We start from the raw sequence: 19,632 nt of genomic DNA on the forward strand, positions 1-19,632 counted from the left end.
TATAAATAAAAAACTGAGTGCGATCGCTATTAAGTCAAGCTGCAAAACTAAGGTTGAATTGGCACAAACTCATATTTATCAGTGCCAGCTTTTTGTTGAACTTTGACTAAAAAGATTTCATTATTTATGCGATCGCCTGATTGTGAAAACTGAATATTTCCTGTTGCACCATCGACTGAAAAACTCGGACTGTGCAGTACTTTTTGTAGTTCTTCACTTGTCTTAGTTTGTTGCAAACCTTTAGCGATTACTATAGTTGCATCATAAGCCGTCGCTGTTCGCCAATTTACAGGCCCACCCCAAAGTTTCTGGGCATTTTGGGGAAAGGGATTACCAGAAATTGCTTGAGGATGCCAAGGTACAGCGAGTATCATCCCGTTGACATCAGCTTTTCCATTCGCTAGGGTTTGTTGCGTGTACATTGTAGGACTGCTAAATAGCTGTAACCGTCCTTTACTAGCTCGTGCCACTTCTAGACCTTTATTAATTCTGTCTATATAAGGAGCTAAAAACAAACCGTTTGCCTGGCTCGTAATAGCTTTAGAAATCATGGTATTGGGATCAAAAGCAGGGTCTGAAAGGTTGCAAGGAGTAGGATTAATTTTATAATTAGGCTGTTCTATGGCTTTGCTAAACTCATCTGCCAACCACCTATTATCAGCAGACTCAGGATCAACACAAATTACAATATTGGTTTTGGTAGCGGTCTTGATTATGTAATCAGAGAGGCTTCTCGCTAAATTGTTAGTATTAACAGTACGGAATATATAGTTGCTAAGACCAGATAGGCGTTGATCAAAACTGGTGGGAGAGAGCATCACTAACTTCTCACTTTTATACACAAATGCAGCAGGTACGGCAGCTTCGCTTGCGTTGTGTCCCACTACAGCTAGAATAGTTTTATCATTGACGAATTGTCTGGCAATGTTTTGGGCTTTGCTTGAGTCATTATCATCATTAGCGATCGCCACCTCCAAAAGTTTGCCATTAATGTTGCTACTTTTATTTACTTCATCTTGGGCTTGAGCCACACCACGTAATATCTCTCCTGCTACATTAGGGTTAGTACCTATTGGTACGCTCACAGCAATTTTGAGAGAATTACTTGTCTGACGAGCTTTAACGTTGTTGAAGTAAATCAATGTTTCTGGATCGTTAGGATTTTTTTGAAGAGATAATTTGAAATTATTTAAGGCATCGTTATAGTTACCGGATGCAAATGCCTGAGTTCCAGCTTTTTTACAAGAGTTAGTATCTGTTTGTAAAATTTGCCCGCCATAACTAATTTCTAACCCTGTTCCTGGGGTATTTTTCATATATTGACAACTTTTAGAAGTTATAAAGGTTGGAAGTATGAGTTTACCTAAGACCAAGATTACTACTGCTATAACAACCAAACTGATGAATTGCAGTAATTTTTTATTGGCAGTAATAGTTGTAAATTTATACTTTTTTTTGGATCTGTTAAGTTTGCAATTATTGCTGCTTCAATTCGGTTTATATCTTCATCAGTTAGTCGTAAAAGTCTCTGAAAGCCAATCAATTCGCGGCGAGTATGTTCAGTTATAGGATTCTCTTGTTTAACTGCTTGATGAAACGCTTCCTTATATTGCTGTAATTTTCTCTCGTACTCTTTATAAGGTTTTAAAACTTCTTCCTCAATTGCAACAGCTTTATCAGATTCTATTTCTAAACGATTTTGTTGTTCATTTAATGCTAAACGTCCAATGTCAGAAATTTGACCATCACGTACCCAATATCTAACTATTCCAAGATATATACTCTCGCGGTTGTGAATAGGTGCTTTAGTTAGCACGATGTTATAACCTTCTTTAATTACTGCTTGAATCTGTGGCTTCATTTCATGATTATTTTCTTGAACCTTTCTTTGGACATACTGATGCAACTCATCAACAGAAATAAAGCCATCATTATTTTCATCGGCTTCACCAGTCTCCATTCCTTGTACTAAGTATTGAGTGTAAATAGACTCAAATGAATACTGACTTGAAGTACTAGATGTTAGAACAGCTCGCCCCTCTCCACCTAGTTGAATCTTCTGGAAATCTAAAGAAAGATCATCTCTACTTTTTGTCTCATTGGCAAAAGCACCACTAAAGCAACAGTCCAAAATTATTACTTGTCTTCTTGAACGGCTACGGCTATCGTTAATGATGTCATGTACAAAATCGACTGAGACTGTTGATGCTTTAAAAAGTTCTCCTTTTTCATTTCTACGAGTGATTTTTGTAGCAAAGTAAAGTTTGCCACTATCATATTTAATGCCATGTCCAGAGAAATAAAGCAGTACGATGTCATCTCTTTGACGACCTAAAAACAATTCCTCAATAGCTGTCTGCATTTCCACAGTATTAGGATTTAATAAGGATTTCACCTCAAAATCGCCAATTTCTGGATCTTTCAAAACCCGCCGCATTGCCTCAATATCTTTTATCGTTGATGGCAATGGGGTAAGACCAGGCTCATACTCACTGACTCCTATTAGCAGTGCTACTTTCGCCATCTCTTTATTCTTCCTTACTGCTGTAATTTCTTAGCTACCTGCAACAAACTTTTGCGCTTGTTCAATGGCGGCGTTTAACTCTTCCTGACTGCTAGCTTTCACCTTCAGTTTCTTACCGTTAGCCTCAACTTCCAATTCAATGGTTTTGTTCCCCAAGCGATCGCCCAAAAATCCCAGCAATTTCTTAAAATTGGCAAGGCTCACCTCTGCCTGCAACACCCCCACTAGAAAACCACCAACAGATTTGGTTCCTTCGGGTATTTCTGTAGCTGCTACTAGTTCAGCACTTTCAACATCTAAGTCTTTGATTTCTCGCAGCAGATTCCGTGCTTCCCGTTCCTTCCCCTCTGCATCTAAGTCTAGATTAGAAAGAGTGATCGTCAGTTTGACGTTAGATTCAGAACTCATTTTGTGCCCTTTTAGGTTTTTCAGCAGTTGATGGTCAATAGTATTTCTGTAGTATATCGATTGACATCACATCTTCTATGTAAATTTCCTGAAACTTTTTCAATATTTTTCCAAAAACTCATAAAATTCAGGCAAAAATCTGGTATAAACACAGAATATTCCTCTTCAATAGCTTCAAAACTTAGAGGCAATCAATAGTATTTCATCTGACAAGTTGTTTCAGTACAGCAGTTTGTTTTACCACGCTTGCGATCGCAAAGTAAGTTACGAGTTTGTCTTTGCAACTTCTTTAGAAGCGTCGCTAGATCAAACTATTACAGGACGGCGTAAATCCAGCGACCATCTCAAATAACTAGACAAGGGGCTTCAGCCCCTTGTTAAAGGTAGGCAAACTTGCGCCACAGTTGTCAGGTTAATTAAAACAAGTCCAAATCTGTTACAGCACCAATACTGCTAGAAGATACCAATTTGGCATATTTCGCCAACACGCCTTTAGTGTAACGCGGAGCTGGAGGTTGCCAATTGGCACGACGACGGGCCAGTTCTTCTTCAGATATATTCAACTGCAATAAACGAGCGGGTGCATCAATAGTAATACTATCGCCTTCTTCTACAAGCGCTATCGCTCCACCAACTGCGGCTTCTGGTGCAACATGACCAACCACCATGCCGTAAGTACCGCCAGAAAAGCGTCCGTCGGTAATTAATCCCACCGCATCACCCAAACCTGCACCGATAATTGCTGAGGTGGGAGCCAACATTTCTCGCATTCCAGGGCCGCCTTTAGGCCCTTCGTAGCGGATTATGAGAATATCACCAGCTTGAATCTTACCAGCCAAAATTGCATCTAAAGAGGCTTCTTCGGATTCAAATACTCGTGCAGGCCCGGTAATTACTGGTTTTTTTACTCCAGTAATTTTGGCGACAGCCCCTTCTGTTGCCAAATTACCTCTGAGGATGGCTAAATGTCCTTGAGGATACATCGGGTTATTCCAAGTCCGAATCACATCTTGATTGGCAGATGGTTCTTCTGGTATGTCTGCTAATATCTCTGCAATGGTTTGACCGCTGATGGTGAGGCTATCACTGTGTAATAAATTATGCACAAGTAACATCTTCATTACTTGCGGAATGCCACCAGCTTTGTGCAAATCTGTAGCGACATATTTACCACTTGGTTTCAGATCGCACAAAACGGGAACGCGGGCGCGGATAGTTTCAAAGTCGTCTATGGTTAACTCTACATCAGCGGCGCGGGCGATCGCTAAAAAGTGCAGTACTGCATTGGTCGAACCACCTACTGCCATAATCACAGAGATGGCATTCTCTATAGATTTGCGGGTGATAATTTGACGAGGTAAGATTTGTTTACGAATGGCTTCGACTAAGACAAATGCTGATTTTTCTGTGCTATCGGCTTTTTCGGCATCTTCCGCCGCCATTGTCGAAGAATAGGGTAAACTCATCCCCAGCGCTTCAAATGCTGAAGACATGGTGTTAGCTGTAAACATTCCACCACAGGAACCAGCACCTGGACAAGCTCGACCTTCAACCTCTAATAATTCCTTTTCGTCAATTTTTCCAGCACTGTATTGACCAACATCAAAAGAACTGACAACAGTTAAATCGCGTCCGTTGTAATGACCGGGTTTAATTGTACCACCGTAAACAAAGATAGCCGGGATATTCATCCGGGCCATTGCAATCATTGCTCCTGGCATATTTTTATCACAACCGCCAATCGCCAGCACACCATCCATACTTTGTCCAGTACAGGCGGTTTCAATGGAATCAGCGATGACTTCCCGCGACACTAGGGAATATTTCATCCCTTCAGTTCCCATTGAAATCCCATCGCTAATGGTAATCGTACCGAATACTTGCGGCATCGCCCCAGCAGTTTTAATCCCCACCTCTGCCCTTTGCGCCAGTTGATTTATCCCCATATTACAGGGAGTGATCGTGCTGTAACCATTGGCAATGCCCACAATGGCTTTATTGAAATCTTCATCTTTAAAACCAACTGCACGCAGCATAGCTCGATTAGGCGATCGCTGCACTCCTTGCGTCACAATTTGGCTTCTCAAATTCTCCGACATCTTTTTTCCTTCCGTGCCATTATCGCAACAGTTGCGATTGTATTACCTGATGATTTTCTCATGCCTGGGCGGTGCGATCGAACATGAGTAATTCTCTATGTTTCACCGTGTCTTTTGGTCAGCCCTAATTAGCATAAATCTTCATCTAAGCGTTTGTATAAAATAGGAATGATTCTTCTGTGTTAGGCATCTAGAGTGCCGGGAAGTACTAAGTATAGCAAGAAGAATTGAGATATGAAAAAAAGCCATTGCCCCAAGCTGAGGCTCTGACTTTCCACATTTATAGCTTAGTATATTGATATTGATTCCGGCGCAAAAGTGGAGACACTCTAACTTTGCACTAGAGTTCTTCAAAATTATATCTGCCTTGAAAATAGTGACTAGGGACTGAGGACTGGGAAAGAGATGTTTTCATTCTCTAGTGCTTTCTGCCTTCTCCCTTGGCGCTAGCCTCTCCCTTTGGGAGAAGGGTAGACGCTAAAAGCGATCTGCCTGCTGCCTTATTTTCAAGGCAGGAATATTAAATTAAAGAATAAAGTCACTTGACACTACTTGTGGTGCTCCTATAAGCCGAATTTGAAACTCAGCCGACCGATCCCCATCAATGCTACCTTCGAGAATACCTCCTGAATAACGGATTTGGCCGGGTGCGGAGAATTGGGCACTCCCAATGAAAGTGAAACCTTGATTGCCCCCAATAGTGGAGTTGGCATCGATATTAGATAGATCAATTCGATCGCCTGGCAAATTACCGTTTCCACGAAAGTCAGTGATTAAGTCGCGTGACGAAAGTGGACTATCAGAAATTGAGTTGTACTTGAAAATATCATTACCTGATCCTCCAGTGAGGATATCATTCCCACTACCGCCAATCAGGACATCATCCCCATCACCACCGATGAGATTATCAGTCCCAGTACCGCCAAAAAGAATATCTTTGCCAGTACCGCCATTGAGCCTATCGTTGCCACTACCACCGTTAAGAGTATCGTTGCCAGCATTACCAAAGAGGCTATCATTGCCACTACCAGCGTTAAGGATACTGTTGCCACTACCACCTATAAGGGTACTGTTGCCACCACTAGTGTTAACAATATCGCTCTGACTATTATTGCTACTAATGCTACCGCTCTGACTACTAGAATTGGCAGTAACACTGCCGCTCCCGAAAGAAATTGATATTGAAGTTGCCATTGATGAATTTCTCCTAAAACTTTAGAGGGAAAAAATTACGTCTTTACTTACCCATTATAAAACGCCATTGCTGATTAAGAGTATAAATTTGATTTCCTTCAAAGGCATAAAATAAACATTTTCAAACATGGAATTTGGGAATTTCATACTTTCATTCCGCAATGCCGAAAAAGCAAGGTAAAAATATCAAGAGTGGGAATATTATTCTTGAACAAACCTGATTGAAACAGGTCTTTACTATTAAGTTTGAATATTTGAGAATATTTGAGAATATTTAAGAAGTACTAGATGTATTTGATGATGTTTACATCAAAACTGTAATCAAAATCATCTGATGTCCTTGTACCTTATGTTTTCGGTTGTTTCAGTTGCAAAATACTAAAGAATAAGTAGATTTTTTCTACGTAATTATATAGATTTAAGGACGTTGGTACTGTATTCATAATAACAATACTATGGCATTACCCTCCAGCAGACTTTTTTCTATTTGTAAAAAATAATTAACTTTCTTTTATCCTCTGACCAGAATAAAATCGGAAGCCTTTGTACAGATAGAGTTGGTTTTGCATATTGGTATTTGTTTAGTGGTTTCTGTAGTTATATATAACAAATAATTGCCAAGAAGTTAAAAGCTTTGTTAGACGCATAGCACGAAGAAAAGCCTAAAGATTTGTGTAACTTGAATTCGTTCCCAGGCTTAAGACTGGAAATGTATTTCGAGAGGGCTGCTGCCTCTGGTAAAACCACTGGAGGCGGGGCCTTCCAGGATCGGGGCTGTATTTGAACTTAGTGCATTCCCTTGTTAGACAGTGCGTAGGCGTAGCCCGTCGTAGACATCGCTGCACCCCTAGCGTTACCATTTGGCTATTGTGGCATCATCACAACTGTTGCGATTGTATCAACTGATTTTCTCATGCATACGCGGCACGATCAAACCTTGGCAAGCATTGGTAATTTTCTATTTTTTAGATGTGCTTCTGTTAGGTGCAGCTAATAGGAGCAACTTTGTTAGTATTTAACTGTGCTTGATTATGGCAATACCAATCTTGACAGTTTAAATCTTGACAGTTTAAAGCCGAGTACATTTTCTCACAGTTGGAGTATGTTTGGCTTTGACCTAAATTATTCTTCAATATTAGACTTCTTGCATAAATCATAAATAAGAACCCCACTCCTAAGCGCTTGCTCTTAGAAGTAGGGTGTTCAGCGCTTTTGCAAGAGGTGTATTAGATTAGAGGATGATATCGCTTGCTATTAGTGGTGGTGCTCCTGTCAGTCCAATCTCCAACTCAGCCGACAGATCCCCATCAATGTTAGCTTGAAGAATACCTCCTGAATAACGAACCTGACGAGCTGCTGAGAATGCGCCAGCACCGATGAAAATAAAGGCTTGGTTGCCCGCTACACTGGAGTTAGCATCAATGCTAGATAGATCGATTTGATCGCCTGTAAAGATACCGTTTCCAACGAAGTCAGCGATAACATCTCGTGACAAACCAATAGGACTATCTGAAACTGAATTGAAATCGAAAATATCGTTGCCAGCACCGCCAATGAGAGAATCATTGCCAGCACCGCCAGTGAGGAGATCGCTGCCAGCACCGCCATTTAGGGTATCGTTGCCAGCACCGCCAGTAAGGAGATCGCTGCCAGCATTACCGTTAAGGATATCACTGCCAGCACCGCCAGTAAGGGTATCGCTGCCAGCATTACCGTTAAGGATATCGCTACCAGCACCCCCATTTAGACTATCGTCGCCGGCATTGCCGTTAAGGATATCGCTACCAGCACCCCCATTTAAGATATCGTCGCCGGCATTGCCGTTAAGGATATCGCTGCCAGCACCCCCATTTAGGGCAGGGCGAAAGATTAGTGGGAAACCGTTGATGGTATTGTTGTCATTAAAAATGGTACCGTTGATAATTGCCATTAGTAAGTTTCTCCTGACTTAGAGGGTAAAAAATAACCTCGTCACTTTCCTATCAGAAAACAGTGTTGCTGATTAAGAGTATGAATTTGGTTTCCCCCAAAGGTGTAAAGGAAACAGTTTCAAAGATTGAATTTTTAAATTTCACACTGTCATTCAGCAACGCCGAGAAAACAAGGCAAAGAAATAACGAGTGGGAAAAGATAACTGAATCACAACTGATTGGAACAGGTCTTTGCTGTTAAGTTTGAAGATTTGACAAGCACTAGATGTATTGATGATGTTGGCATCAAAATAATGCCCAGAGTGATGTGATATCCTTATGTTTTTACTGGTTGCAGTAGTAGGCTGCTATGGAACAAGCAAATTTCCTCCTACAGAAGCGCATAGATTCTTGAAGTTTTGATTCTATTCATAATCACACAAACTATGGTATTACTTTCAAACCTACTTTTTCCTATCTATAAGAAAGAGTAATTAGCCCTTTTTTATTCCTCTCGCTAAAGCAAAATCTGAAACCTTTGTTCAGATAGGGTTAGTTTTGGTTTGTGAGATTTATTTGGTGATTTATCTAGTTATGTATAAGGAAGTGATTGTCCATAATTTAAAAGCTTTGTTAAGCAGTGCGTAGGCGTAGCCCGTCGTAGACATCGCTACATCCCTTGCGTTACAATGTGCCTTCTCAAATTCTCTGATATCTTTTTCATTAGGTGGCATCATCGCAACTGTTGCGATTGTATTACCTGATTTTCCGATATATACGCGGCGCAATTTAATAACTATAAACTATCAGAAAGGCAAGCTAAACTTATCTTTATTTGCGACTATTCAATTATTAAAATTCTGCATTTTGCCTTATTTTCAAGGCAGATAATATTAAATTAAAGGATAATGTCGCTTTCCACTAGTTGTGGCGCTCTTGTAAGCCTAATTTCAAACTCAGCCGACAGATCCCCATCAGTACTACCTTGGAGAATACCTCCTGAATAACGGATTTGACCGATTGCAGAGAATGCACGGCTCCCGATGAAAGTGAAAGCTTGGCTGCCCTCTGTAGTGGAGTTGGCATCGATAGTAGATAGATCAATTTGATCCCCTGCAAGGACACCATTTCCAACAAAATCAGCGATCGCATCCTGTAACAAACCAGGTTGACTCTCTGAAACAAAGTTGAAATCGAAAACATCGTTACCCGATCCTCCAGTGAGAACATCAGTTCCACCAACACGAGTGAGGATAAGTAGATAAACAAAATTAATTACACAATGTCATTGCGAATGCAGCGTACCCCTACGGGGAAGCAAGCTACGCGGTAGCGTCTTGTAGAAAAGTGAAGCGAAGCAATTCGCTTGCGGCTTGCGCCCCTACCGCGTGGTCTATTTACCTGAAAATAGCTGTAATATCACGGTACTTTTTTTATAAATCAAAAAAGTGGCATTCATTTATAAAGACTGAATGCCACTTTATATTTCTCAAAATTTCTGATGACAGAGATATTTTACCCTGGTAGAGTTATCCCGGTAACAGCGATCGCACCTGCGATCGCACTGGCGCAAAGGGAAGTAATCGCTGTGCCAAATATCCACCACGCAGCATTTGCAACGGTTTTCTTGGTTTCTTCGGCTTGCTTTTTAGCTTGCTCTTGAATCGCTTTCAGGCGTTTTTGAGTTTCTTTCTGAATGCGTTCGGCTCGTTGCAATACGCCATCCCGCGCCGATTCTATTTGGTTTATTATGCGATTAGCGTCCGCCTCGGAAATATCTTCACGAGAACTCAATACAGCTACTAAGGTGTCACGATCGAATTCACTGAGGCGATCGCGCAATGCTTCAAATCCGGCTTGGGGATCGTCGAAGACTTTTGCAAAGTCTTGCTTAATCCCTTCATAGTTGAGTTCGGAACGATTTAGGGAGTTGAGATAGTTGCGAACCTTGGCAAAAACTCCATCTAGCACTGATTGCACTCTCTGCTGAATCTGCTGGAATTGTTCGACAATGGAGCTACGAACAGAATCAATTTGATCCACAATTCGGTTAGCTTCTTCTTCTGAGATATCCTCACGTTGGGATAATAGCGCCACAATTGTCGAACGGTCAAATTTCGAGGCGCGATCGCTTAAATTGCCAATTCCAGCGCGGGGAGAAGACAGCAAGAATTGTAAATCGCGTTTGATTCCTTCAGGGTTGAGTTCTTCTTTGTTGGTATTACGCAGATATTCTTCGAGATTGGCTTCAAAATCTAAAGCTTGTTGAGTGGTGCGCTTCGCTAAACGTCGTGGCGCTCTCAGGATATCACCAATGGCATCTTGAGCGCGATCGATGATCTGATTAACTTGCTCTTGGCTCAAGTCGCCGCGTTGACTCACGAGTTTAACTAAGGTTTCTCGATCGACATTAGATAAGCGATCGCGCAGTGCTAAGGCTCCAGCTTGAGGATCGTCGAGTAATTTTTCCAAATCGGCTTTGATACCTTCTGGATTAAGTTCTTCCAAGTTGGTATTGCGGAGATATTCGGCGATCGCTTTTGTAGTTTTCTCGTACTGTTCTTTCGCCTGTTGCGGTACTTGCAAAATACTATCTCGCACTGCTTCAAGTTGATCGAGAGTTTCGTTTACCTGTTCCTCACTCAAATCTTGACGCTGACTGAGCAATTGTACCAAGGTATCGCGGTCAAATTGCGATAGGCGCGATTGTAAAAGGCTAATTCCGGCTTGCGGATCGTCTAGTAAAACTCTAAACTCACGTTTGATCGCTTCGGGATTGAGTTCATCTTTGTTAGTATTCCGCAGATATTCTTCAACTCTTTGGCGCAGTTCATCGGCTTTCGCTTTTGCTTGCTCTTGCAATTCCCTAGCACGATTCAAGAGATTGTCGCGGTTGCGTTCGAGTTGACTAACAATATTATTAGCTTCCTCTTCGCTGATATCTTGACGCTGTTGGAGCAATTGTACAAAAGTATCGCGGTCAAATTGCCCGAAGCGGCTACTTAAATCTTCAAAACTAGCTTGTGGATCGTCCAGCAACTTGCCAAAGTCTCGTTCAATACCTTCAGGATTGAGTTCGTCTTTACCCGTCGAACGCAGATAATCTTCGATACGGCTGCGGAAATCTTGCCCTTGTTCTCGTACTTGGGCCTGTTTGACAGTTTCTAAAACTTCCAGGCGATCGCTTTCCATTTGTTCGGAAATCTCTTTTACCCTGGCTTCACTAAGATCGTCCCGCTGTTTCAGCAAATTAGTGAAAAATTCTTGATTGATTTCTTCCAACTCCCGTCTCACAGTTGTCGGATCTGCATTTACGTCATAGATGACTTCTTTAAATTCATCTATTAGGGTAATTCGGTTAAAGTGCCAAGGGAACGAATGCAATATATAGTCTTCTACATCTGCTTTAATCGCGTTTTCCAGTGATATGGGTAATTTTGCAGATACTTGCTCAGTTGCCTGTTCTCTAAACTTTTGAAATTGTTCTGTGACTTGCTCGACATCGACATCTTGAACTTTTTCTTTCAGTTTTTGCAACTGAGTTGTAATTTTGTTCACATCGATATTAGAAAGGTTTACCCGTTCCAGAACTGCTGGCGCAGCTGCACTTAAGCCATACCTAATAGCTTGTTTGATTACACCATTGCCATTACCGCCTCCGATTGTAACTAGTTCTTGAAGCCGTTCACCTAATTTCTCAGAATTAAGTTCTTCAGGAGTAGCGGACTTGAGTAAATTAATTACTTGTTCTGTGGGATTTTTGCGATTTAAAGCTTGTTGCCATACACCTTCAAATTGGTCAGCAATGTTATTGATATCTTCTTTAGATAAATCGCCACGACTGCTGATTAAATCAACAAATGTTTGGCGATTAACGTTTTGCAATAGATCGCTATTAGCAACAGATTGCAAATCTGTATCCTTAAGAAGTTGGTCAAATTGGCTCCGAATTTCTTTGATATCCAGCTTTGGCAATTGCAGAGAACCTAAAGAACTTTGGAGGGTATTTTTAATACCTTCAGAATCAAAACCTGAAGTTAATTCTCGCCGAACAGCGGCTGTGATATCTTCAGCCGTAGAAACTAACTGTCTTTTCGCAGTATTCGCGCCGATGCCAGCAGTTGCCGTGCCCATCAGAGTTTGAAAACCAGAAGTGACAGTATTAGATATAGAACCAATTAAAGAACCTACCGCTGATGAACCCAACCAAATTACTAGTGAAAAATAGGTAGACCAAATGACTACACCAATAATTGCTCCTAAAAATGCGCTTTCGATTAGGCTAAGTTTTACTGCTAAAAAACAAGCAATAAATAATGCAATGCTAACGGTTATTAACGCCCAAGCACCAACCTTAGCTTGACCTTTACGAATTGTCTTACCTAAACCTTCAGACTCGTCATCAGAATCTAAGTCAATTTCCCAAGATGAAATTCCGACAGCAACTGAAAGGTTTGTCAATAACAATTGAAACGCAAAGGCCATCAAAACCCCAGCTAGCAGTGCTATCAACAATTTAGGCCCAGAAAAAACAACTGATGCTTCTTCTGGAGTTAGTACTTCCTGAGCTAAAGTTATCGGCGCTAACCCAAAAGGTAGCCGATTCCATCCCAAAATAGTTAAAACATCTTGAAACATAAGATTTTCTCGCTTTTACTCAATTCAATACCCATTTATAAAAAAAATGGCTTATTTCTCAGCTTAATTATCATCTATATAAGCTGTCACTTTCTTAGGTAATAGGTTGATTTGCCAAAAGTCGTATTTAAAAAAATCAATATTTTTCTTATTTTTTCTAAATATAAAAATATATGTTTTATGATTTAGTGAAATTTTCTCAATAAAAGTTTATTCAAAAAAAAGAAATTTCATAAAAATTTATCTATTGATATAGCAGGTTAACAAAGGGTAAGTTACAGTATCAAGCGGTAGAAAACAATATTTTTCGCTATCAACTATTGTTGAGATAATTCAAAAATAGAATAATTAATATATAAATTTTATTTTTATAAAAGTTATTTTTTGTTGAGATTTTGTTACTAACTTTAGATAAAACCACCTATGTCTAATGATAGAGGTAAAAATTCTTCCAAGCGATTGATGAAAATAAAACAGAAAAATGTATTAATAAAGGTCATTACGAGCTATGAATTAGTGAATAATTAATTTTTGCTGAGGAGAAAAAATAATGGTAGTAGGTCTACATAAACGTGCTGTAGGTGTATTTTCTCATCGTCGAGATGTTGAACATGCCCTACATGAATTAAAAAAAGTTGGCTTTGACATGAACAGAGTTTCTGTCATTACCCAAGATGGAGACAAAGAGGATATTGCTGGTGCGGATGTGAGCGATCGCGTCGGCGATCAGTCTGACGAAGGTGCTAAAGTTGGAGCAGCTACAGGCGGTGCTTTGGGCGGATTGGCTGGTTTATTAGTCGGTCTTGGCACTTTAGCAATTCCTGGAATCGGACCCATTATGTTGGCTGGAGCCGCAGCAACTACCCTAGCTACAACTCTTGCTGGCGCTGGTATTGGTGCAGTAGCTGGTAGTTTGCTTGGTGCATTAATTGGTTTAGGAATTCCTGAAGAACGAGCTAAAGTTTACGACGAACGTGTTAAACGAGGACACTATTTAGTCATTCTCGATGGTACAGAGGCAGAAATACTTAGAGCAGAAGCAATTTTAAATCATCAGGGTGTGGAAGAGTTTGGCATTTACGACCACCCAGATGCGACAAATGCAACCACTGGTTATGTGACTCCAACTTCTACTGCTGGTCATAGTGGTGTTGCAAAACGTGCGATCGGGGTATTTTCTCATCGTCGAGATGCTGAAGTAGCAATTACAGAATTGCGAGATGCAGGTTTTTCGTTGAATCAAGTCTCCATCATTGCCAAAGATACGAACGGTCAGGGGATCGGTGGTGTAGATGTAGACAAAAATGTTGGTAGTGGTAATAAAGCAGATGATGGCGCAAAAACTGGAGCAGCTACAGGTGGTCTTTTAGGCGGCTTGACTGGCTTATTAGTTGGACTTGGGAGTTTAGCAATTCCAGGAATTGGGCCCGTGATTGCAGGTGGCGCAGTTGCAACAGCTTTGGCGACAACATTAGCTGGTGGTGCGATCGGTGCAGCAGCGGGGAGTATTGTTGGCGCACTCGTTGGCTTGGGAATTCCTGAAGACAAAGCGCGAGTATATAGCGATCGCTTCCAAAGAGGTGACTACTTAGTAATTCTTGATGGTACGGAAGCTGAAATCCACCAAGCTGAATCGATTCTCAAACATCGAGGTATTGAAGAATTTGCAATCTATGATGCCACTGAGATTAGTGAACATCGCCCAGGTTCTGACCGAGTAAAGCATAATGACGCAGCTGTAGTCGATCCCATTCGCCCCAATTACTCAACAGAACCTCATAGAAACGATCCTGCTGTAGTTATTGTTGATCGTCGTGATGAAGTACTTTAACCTAAAGTAGTTTTCACTCGCACAAAATTGCAGGAGCAATAATTTGAAAACTTTGCTCCTGACTAAAAAAACTTGCTCCTCACTTTTGCCGTAAATATCAATAGATTTCACTTTCTGATTCAGAATTAAACCAATGAAAAAGCTAACCCCCTTCGTAATTAGTTGCCTTTTAGTGTTTGGTGTTGCTGCTTGTGATAACGCTTCTAAAACAAGTGAATCTGCACCCAATAATCCTAATGAGGCTCCCCAAACACCAACTGCAAAAACAACAGAAGCTTCTCAAAAAGACGCGCAAAGTGAAGTTCGTAGAAGACAACTAAATGAAGATATTCGCGCCCGCGAACAGCGCAACAATACCACTGGTGGCGATACAAAAAGAGCTAAAGCTGACTTAGAAAGTGAAGTTCGCTCCAAATTAGAGGCTAATATCCCCAAGAGTCAATTAACAGTTAATGCCGCAGACGGTGGTGTTGTTACTGTGGCTGGAACTGTCACCAATCAGCAGGAGTTGGCTAAAATTGAAAAATTAGCTAAGGAAATTAAAGGTGTCAATAGTGTAGTTGTAAAAGCAACTGTTGCCAAAGTAACTAACTAAGGCAATTAATAAATTCAAGTGAGCAGGTAAGCATAAAGAGATTTAAATGCTTCTGCTAAACCTAAGTGGTCAGTAATAAGTTTAACTGACCACTAATAATTGACAACTGACGACCTTAATAACTATATTTGTTGATGCTCAGTTCAGTTATACAAAGTCTTGTAGTTAGCAAACATAAAAACTATGGAAACCGAACAACACCAACGTGAATCTATCAATGCTTCCTTATCACAAGGTACGCTAGCACTTGAAGGTACTGATACCGCCAACTTACCAAAGTTACCGCCAGCACCTGAACCTGAATCTCAATGGCAGCAAATTAGCAGACAAATTTCTCAATTTTTAGAGCAACTGCCCCAATACTTAAGTGGCTTTTTTCAGGACTACAAGCAGCCTCTAATAACTGTTGCTTTAATTTTGGCGGCCATTGTTACAGTTAGAGTAGTACTGATGGTACTAGCTGCAATCAATGATATTCCATTACTATCACCACTTTTTGAGTTAGTTGGAATTAGTTACACCAGTTGGTTTGTTTTCCGTTATTTACTGAAGGCTTCAACTCGGCAAGAATTAGCTGATGAAATTCAATCACTGAAAAGCCAATTCGTGGGCGAGTAAATTTACTAAGCATTAAATTAGGATTTACACGGGCAAATAGAATGACTCTGTTGGCAAATTCATGTAAACCACAATTTACGGAGTGAGGCGCTACGACATCTCAATGCTTTGAAAGTAGCGATCGCAATTCGCCAACAGTCTCATAGAATTCACAGCTACACACACTCACGTCCGCCTCTACAGACTGGGTAAAGCCTTGTATCGTTGCGGTTTCTAGTTGCCCTTTTAATTTTAAGTTGACTTCAACCAAAACCCTTGTTCTACCAATAAATGTAAATCAACAGTATTTAACCGGATTCCATTTTAGTCTTTTGGATACATCAAAAGATAGAGAATATAACATTATTTTAATTTTAAGTCACTTCTCAAGATAGTAGCTCAGAGATAAAAAACAGCCTAATCTAGTTTTTGAAGTTATTTAATAGATTCTTTAACGAGGACATAAATTATGGCTAATGAAGCAGTTAAGAGAGATACAGATTCATCCGATCGCGCGGAAGTCGATACTTATGATCGCGGCATTATCCCTGCTGAAACCGCCGCTAGAATGGAAAGAGAAGGAGATCGTTACAAAACCCGCCCCACAGAAGAACGGGAAGCAGATGCACCTACTGACGATCAAACCGATCCAGAAAGCATACGCACCACTGATGGTTATACCGTAGACAAAGAAGGTTTGTTAAACAACTATGCAGTTGAACCAGAAATGTACTACGAAGAACCAGGTGATGCACGCCAGCAAGCGGCAGAAGATACGGAAGAACGTATTGAAGAACTTGGAGAAATTAATCAGGATGAGGAAGGCAAGTTGACAGATAAGGGTGACAGCCGCGGTAGAGGCCCAGGAGTAATTTAATTAACAACTATCCTTTTTCCGGGTGCAATTACACGTAAGAAGGCTAAATAGGTGTTTTCTGGAGACGCAATAATTGCGTCTCTACTTTTATATGCCAGGAACCCTTGATCCTGGTGGGATACCTCTAGTACAGCACGGCGGAAATAAGTAGACCATTAAATAGCCAAAACTTTGCCCTTGTAAGTGCACTTAGGAATGCGGATTAAATAAAATCCAGAATTATGCAACCTGTGGTTTAGCGGTGTAATTCCATTGCGGCAAATAATCATCAAACACAATTTCCATCGTTTAGTTGAAATCCTCTGTAACTTTACGGCCCGTTTTGTATACTTGAGCCAAAATAGTTGTAAACACTCTCTTAGGGATTTCCAAATATACATGCGTTGGTATAATATAGCAGATTGGATGCCGACGCGAGAAGAAAAAGTTGAACAAGCACGCCAACGGGCAGAGCGATTGATCAGAGTATTTGCGATCGCTGGGAGTTGATCCAGATAGCTTGAGTTAGGTAATAGAGTAGCGCTGAGATCATCCAATCAGTAGACATCCTGAAAATAATTATATTTGACTTATAAGCATTTCTATGATAATTACAACCTGTTAGTTTGTGGTAGATAGTTCTAGTAGTCTGTCAATAAATAATTGATGGATAAATTACCTGTAGAGACGGCGATTTATCGCGTCTCTCTAACCGTCAAAATGAATTTGACAGACTACTAGGAACCAATTGATAAATTAACTGGTCTTCCTGGGGTAGGGTGTGGTTAAGAGTATCAAAATGGTGATTAGTAACTTCTGTGTTTAACAATGCTTTGTAAAATAAAGTTTTTATTGTTAAAGTAATACGGCAAAAACCGCTCCAATAGTATAAAATCCGCGAATAACCTGCCTGTGGTGTGTGGTAGTTTTTAAAGATGATAATTTCGCTTAAAGGTAATTCAGCTTGGTTGCAAGTGCGGCGCTATTGGGAATTGCTACACGTTTTGGTATCGCGTAACCTGAAAGTACGTTATCGAGGTTCGTTTCTGGGAATTTATTGGTCACTGTTAAACCCGTTAATTATGACGGGGTTATACGCTGCAATCTTTGGGAAAGCCTTTGTATCGTATTATGAAAACTCAATATTTAACTATGCTTTAGCAGCTTTTACTGGGCTAGTGGTAATTAATTTCTTCTCAAGTTCCACCTCTCAGGCATTGAGTAGCGTGGTGGGTAATGGCTCACTTTTGAATAAAATTAGTTTACCAGTAAGCGTTTTTCCGATATCAATGATTGCAGCCAATGTATTTCAGCTCGCTGTCGGGGCGTTGCCATTGTTGGCAATAATTACTTTTGTGAATTCCAAAAATTTAGTAAATGTGCTAACGTTACCACTTCCATTTCTGGCGCTAGTCTTGGTTTGTACAGGAGTTGGGTTTTTGGTCAGTGCTTTATACGTGTTTTTTAGAGATTTACCTTATTTTTACGAGTTAGTTGTATTTGTACTTTGGCTCAGTAGTCCTGTTTTTTATCCAGCAGCTATTGTGCCCCCAGAGGTAAAGCCGTTTTTAGCTCTAAATCCCTTATCTCCAATTATTGAAAGTTTACGTCAGATTACATTATCAGGAGCGCCACCAAATTTAGGTTTAATTTGGGGTGCATTACTCAGTGGCATAATTATTTTGTCGTTGGGATGGACTTGTTTTCACTTGTGGCGACATCAATTTATGGATTTGCTGTAGATGGAAGTAATTCGCCTAGACCAAGTTTCGCTGTGGCGACGGACTCAAGAAGAGTTTTCTTACGACTTAAAGAAAACGCTGTTATCTGTTCTAGAAGGTAAGTATCGCCAGCCAGCCAAAAAGTTGGTGATAGATCAAATTAATTTAGTGGTAAATTCAGGTGAAAGATTAGGTATTATAGGGGCGAATGGTTCAGGAAAATCAACACTACTCAAGTTAATTTGTGGAATTTTAAAGCCGACAAATGGAGCAGTGCGGGTAAGGGGTAAAATTGCCCCATTAATTGAACTCGGAGCAGGGTTTGATGCAGAAATTTCTGTCATGGATAATATTATGCTTTATGGTGTGCTTCTGGGATATTCTCGAACAGAAATGCTGAATAGAGCGCCTTCAATACTAGAGTTTGCAGAATTACAGGATTATGCTTTAGTTCCAGTTAAGGGTTTGTCTTCCGGTATGGTAGCGCGGCTAGGGTTTGCTATTGCTACCGATGTGCAGCCAGATATTTTGATATTAGATGAAGTTTTATCGGTAGGAGATGAGAGTTTTAAAAATAAGAGTCAGCAAAGAATTAATAGTTTCTGGAATGGTAAAGCAACGATTTTGGTAGTTTCCCATGATTTGAAATTTATCAAACAATCCTGTGAACAAGCAATTTGGTTAAACAAAGGACACGTGAAGTTTGCTGGAAAATCTGAAGAAACAGTAGATTTTTACCTGAAAGCAGTCCAATTGGGTACTGAATCTTTATCTAGTTCTTAGATGAAGATGATTACTAAAAACAAGATTTTTAACCTGAAAAATTAAGTCAGACAATTTGTGGAGTCTCAATGAAGATACTATTGACTGGAGGAGCTGGTTATATTGGTTCGGTATTAACACCGACTCTATTAGCTCAAGGTTATGAGGTGACTGTATTAGATAACTTCATGTTTCATCAAAATAGTTTAGCTGATTGCTGTCAATATGATGGCTTTCAAGTTGTGAGAGGTGATTGCAGAGATGAGGATAGTGTTAAATATCTCCTCAAGGATGCTGATGTCATTATTCCCCTAGCGGCATTAGTAGGTGCACCTCTGTGCAAAAATGATAAAATTGCCACTCAAACTATTAGACCTCTTGCAAAATTATTTTATGGTAAAATATGCATTTTTTATCTATAATCTAGTTAAAAATGCACTAAGAGCAAAGCAAAAGGTTATCAAATCGAGAGTTCAAACGTTTAGTGGGTGTGCAAC

15 protein-coding genes are annotated in these 19,632 nt (G+C 40.3%); 7 read left to right on the forward strand and 8 right to left on the reverse strand.

Translation table 11 applies throughout. The annotated features are described in order from the left end of the window. Nucleotides 1-47 precede the first annotated feature (47 nt). From HWQ43_RS33580 to HWQ43_RS33615, 8 genes are all read right to left on the reverse strand, one after another. The gene (locus HWQ43_RS33580) at nt 48-1,316 is read right to left on the reverse strand and encodes an ABC transporter substrate-binding protein (protein ID WP_292741730.1); all 1,269 of its coding nucleotides are present in this window, start codon (nt 1,314-1,316) and stop codon (nt 48-50) included. A gap of 68 nt (nt 1,317-1,384) precedes the next feature. Further along, the gene (locus tag HWQ43_RS33585) at nt 1,385-2,524 is read right to left on the reverse strand and encodes a caspase family protein (RefSeq protein ID WP_292741732.1); all 1,140 of its coding nucleotides are present in this window, start codon (nt 2,522-2,524) and stop codon (nt 1,385-1,387) included. Nucleotides 2,525-2,554: 30 nt separating this feature from the next. Further along, nucleotides 2,555-2,932: a hypothetical protein gene (locus HWQ43_RS33590; protein WP_292741734.1), complete on the reverse strand. Its 378-nt coding sequence runs from the start codon at nt 2,930-2,932 to the stop codon at nt 2,555-2,557. 416 nt (nt 2,933-3,348) lie between these two features. Next, nucleotides 3,349-5,031 carry a dihydroxy-acid dehydratase gene (ilvD, locus tag HWQ43_RS33595; RefSeq protein WP_292741736.1) on the reverse strand — a complete coding sequence of 561 codons (1,683 nt, stop codon included), beginning with the start codon at nt 5,029-5,031 and terminating at the stop codon, nt 3,349-3,351. 525 nt (nt 5,032-5,556) lie between these two features. After that, nucleotides 5,557-6,225, reverse strand: coding sequence for a M10 family metallopeptidase C-terminal domain-containing protein (locus HWQ43_RS33600; protein ID WP_292741738.1), 669 nt, complete (start codon nt 6,223-6,225; stop codon nt 5,557-5,559). Between the two features lie 1,231 nt (nt 6,226-7,456). Next, nucleotides 7,457-8,155, reverse strand: a complete 699-nt coding sequence (locus HWQ43_RS33605) for a calcium-binding protein (RefSeq protein ID WP_292741740.1) — start codon at nt 8,153-8,155, stop codon at nt 7,457-7,459. A gap of 878 nt (nt 8,156-9,033) precedes the next feature. Further along, nucleotides 9,034-9,297: a hypothetical protein gene (locus HWQ43_RS33610; protein ID WP_292741741.1), complete on the reverse strand. Its 264-nt coding sequence runs from the start codon at nt 9,295-9,297 to the stop codon at nt 9,034-9,036. 353 nt (nt 9,298-9,650) lie between these two features. Continuing rightward, nucleotides 9,651-12,773 (reverse strand): MFS transporter, encoded by a 3,123-nt coding sequence (locus HWQ43_RS33615; RefSeq protein ID WP_292741743.1) that lies wholly within the window; start codon nt 12,771-12,773, stop codon nt 9,651-9,653. Nucleotides 12,774-13,323: 550 nt separating this feature from the next. Here HWQ43_RS33615 and HWQ43_RS33620 point away from each other — a divergent pair. From HWQ43_RS33620 to HWQ43_RS33650, 7 genes are all read left to right on the forward strand, one after another. After that, complete coding sequence (locus tag HWQ43_RS33620; protein ID WP_292741744.1) at nt 13,324-14,604, forward strand: histidine kinase; 1,281 nt, start codon at nt 13,324-13,326, stop codon at nt 14,602-14,604. Nucleotides 14,605-14,737: 133 nt separating this feature from the next. Further along, on the forward strand, nt 14,738-15,199 hold the full coding sequence (locus tag HWQ43_RS33625; protein WP_292741746.1) for a BON domain-containing protein: 462 nt from the start codon (nt 14,738-14,740) through the stop codon (nt 15,197-15,199). Between the two features lie 183 nt (nt 15,200-15,382). Beyond that, nucleotides 15,383-15,817: a CAAD domain-containing protein gene (locus HWQ43_RS33630; RefSeq protein WP_292741748.1), complete on the forward strand. Its 435-nt coding sequence runs from the start codon at nt 15,383-15,385 to the stop codon at nt 15,815-15,817. A 448-nt stretch (nt 15,818-16,265) separates the two neighbouring features. Then, complete coding sequence (locus HWQ43_RS33635) at nt 16,266-16,673, forward strand: hypothetical protein (protein WP_292741750.1); 408 nt, start codon at nt 16,266-16,268, stop codon at nt 16,671-16,673. A 914-nt stretch (nt 16,674-17,587) separates the two neighbouring features. Beyond that, complete coding sequence (locus HWQ43_RS33640; protein WP_292741751.1) at nt 17,588-18,394, forward strand: ABC transporter permease; 807 nt, start codon at nt 17,588-17,590, stop codon at nt 18,392-18,394. Then, nucleotides 18,395-19,156 (forward strand): ABC transporter ATP-binding protein, encoded by a 762-nt coding sequence (locus tag HWQ43_RS33645; protein WP_292741753.1) that lies wholly within the window; start codon nt 18,395-18,397, stop codon nt 19,154-19,156. A 68-nt stretch (nt 19,157-19,224) separates the two neighbouring features. Further along, complete coding sequence (locus tag HWQ43_RS33650) at nt 19,225-19,557, forward strand: NAD(P)-dependent oxidoreductase (protein WP_292741755.1); 333 nt, start codon at nt 19,225-19,227, stop codon at nt 19,555-19,557. Nucleotides 19,558-19,632: the final 75 nt, after the last annotated feature.

The sequence above is a fragment of the Nostoc sp. JL31 genome (assembly GCF_017114965.1).
Classification (GTDB): domain Bacteria; phylum Cyanobacteriota; class Cyanobacteriia; order Cyanobacteriales; family Nostocaceae; genus Nostoc; species Nostoc punctiforme_A.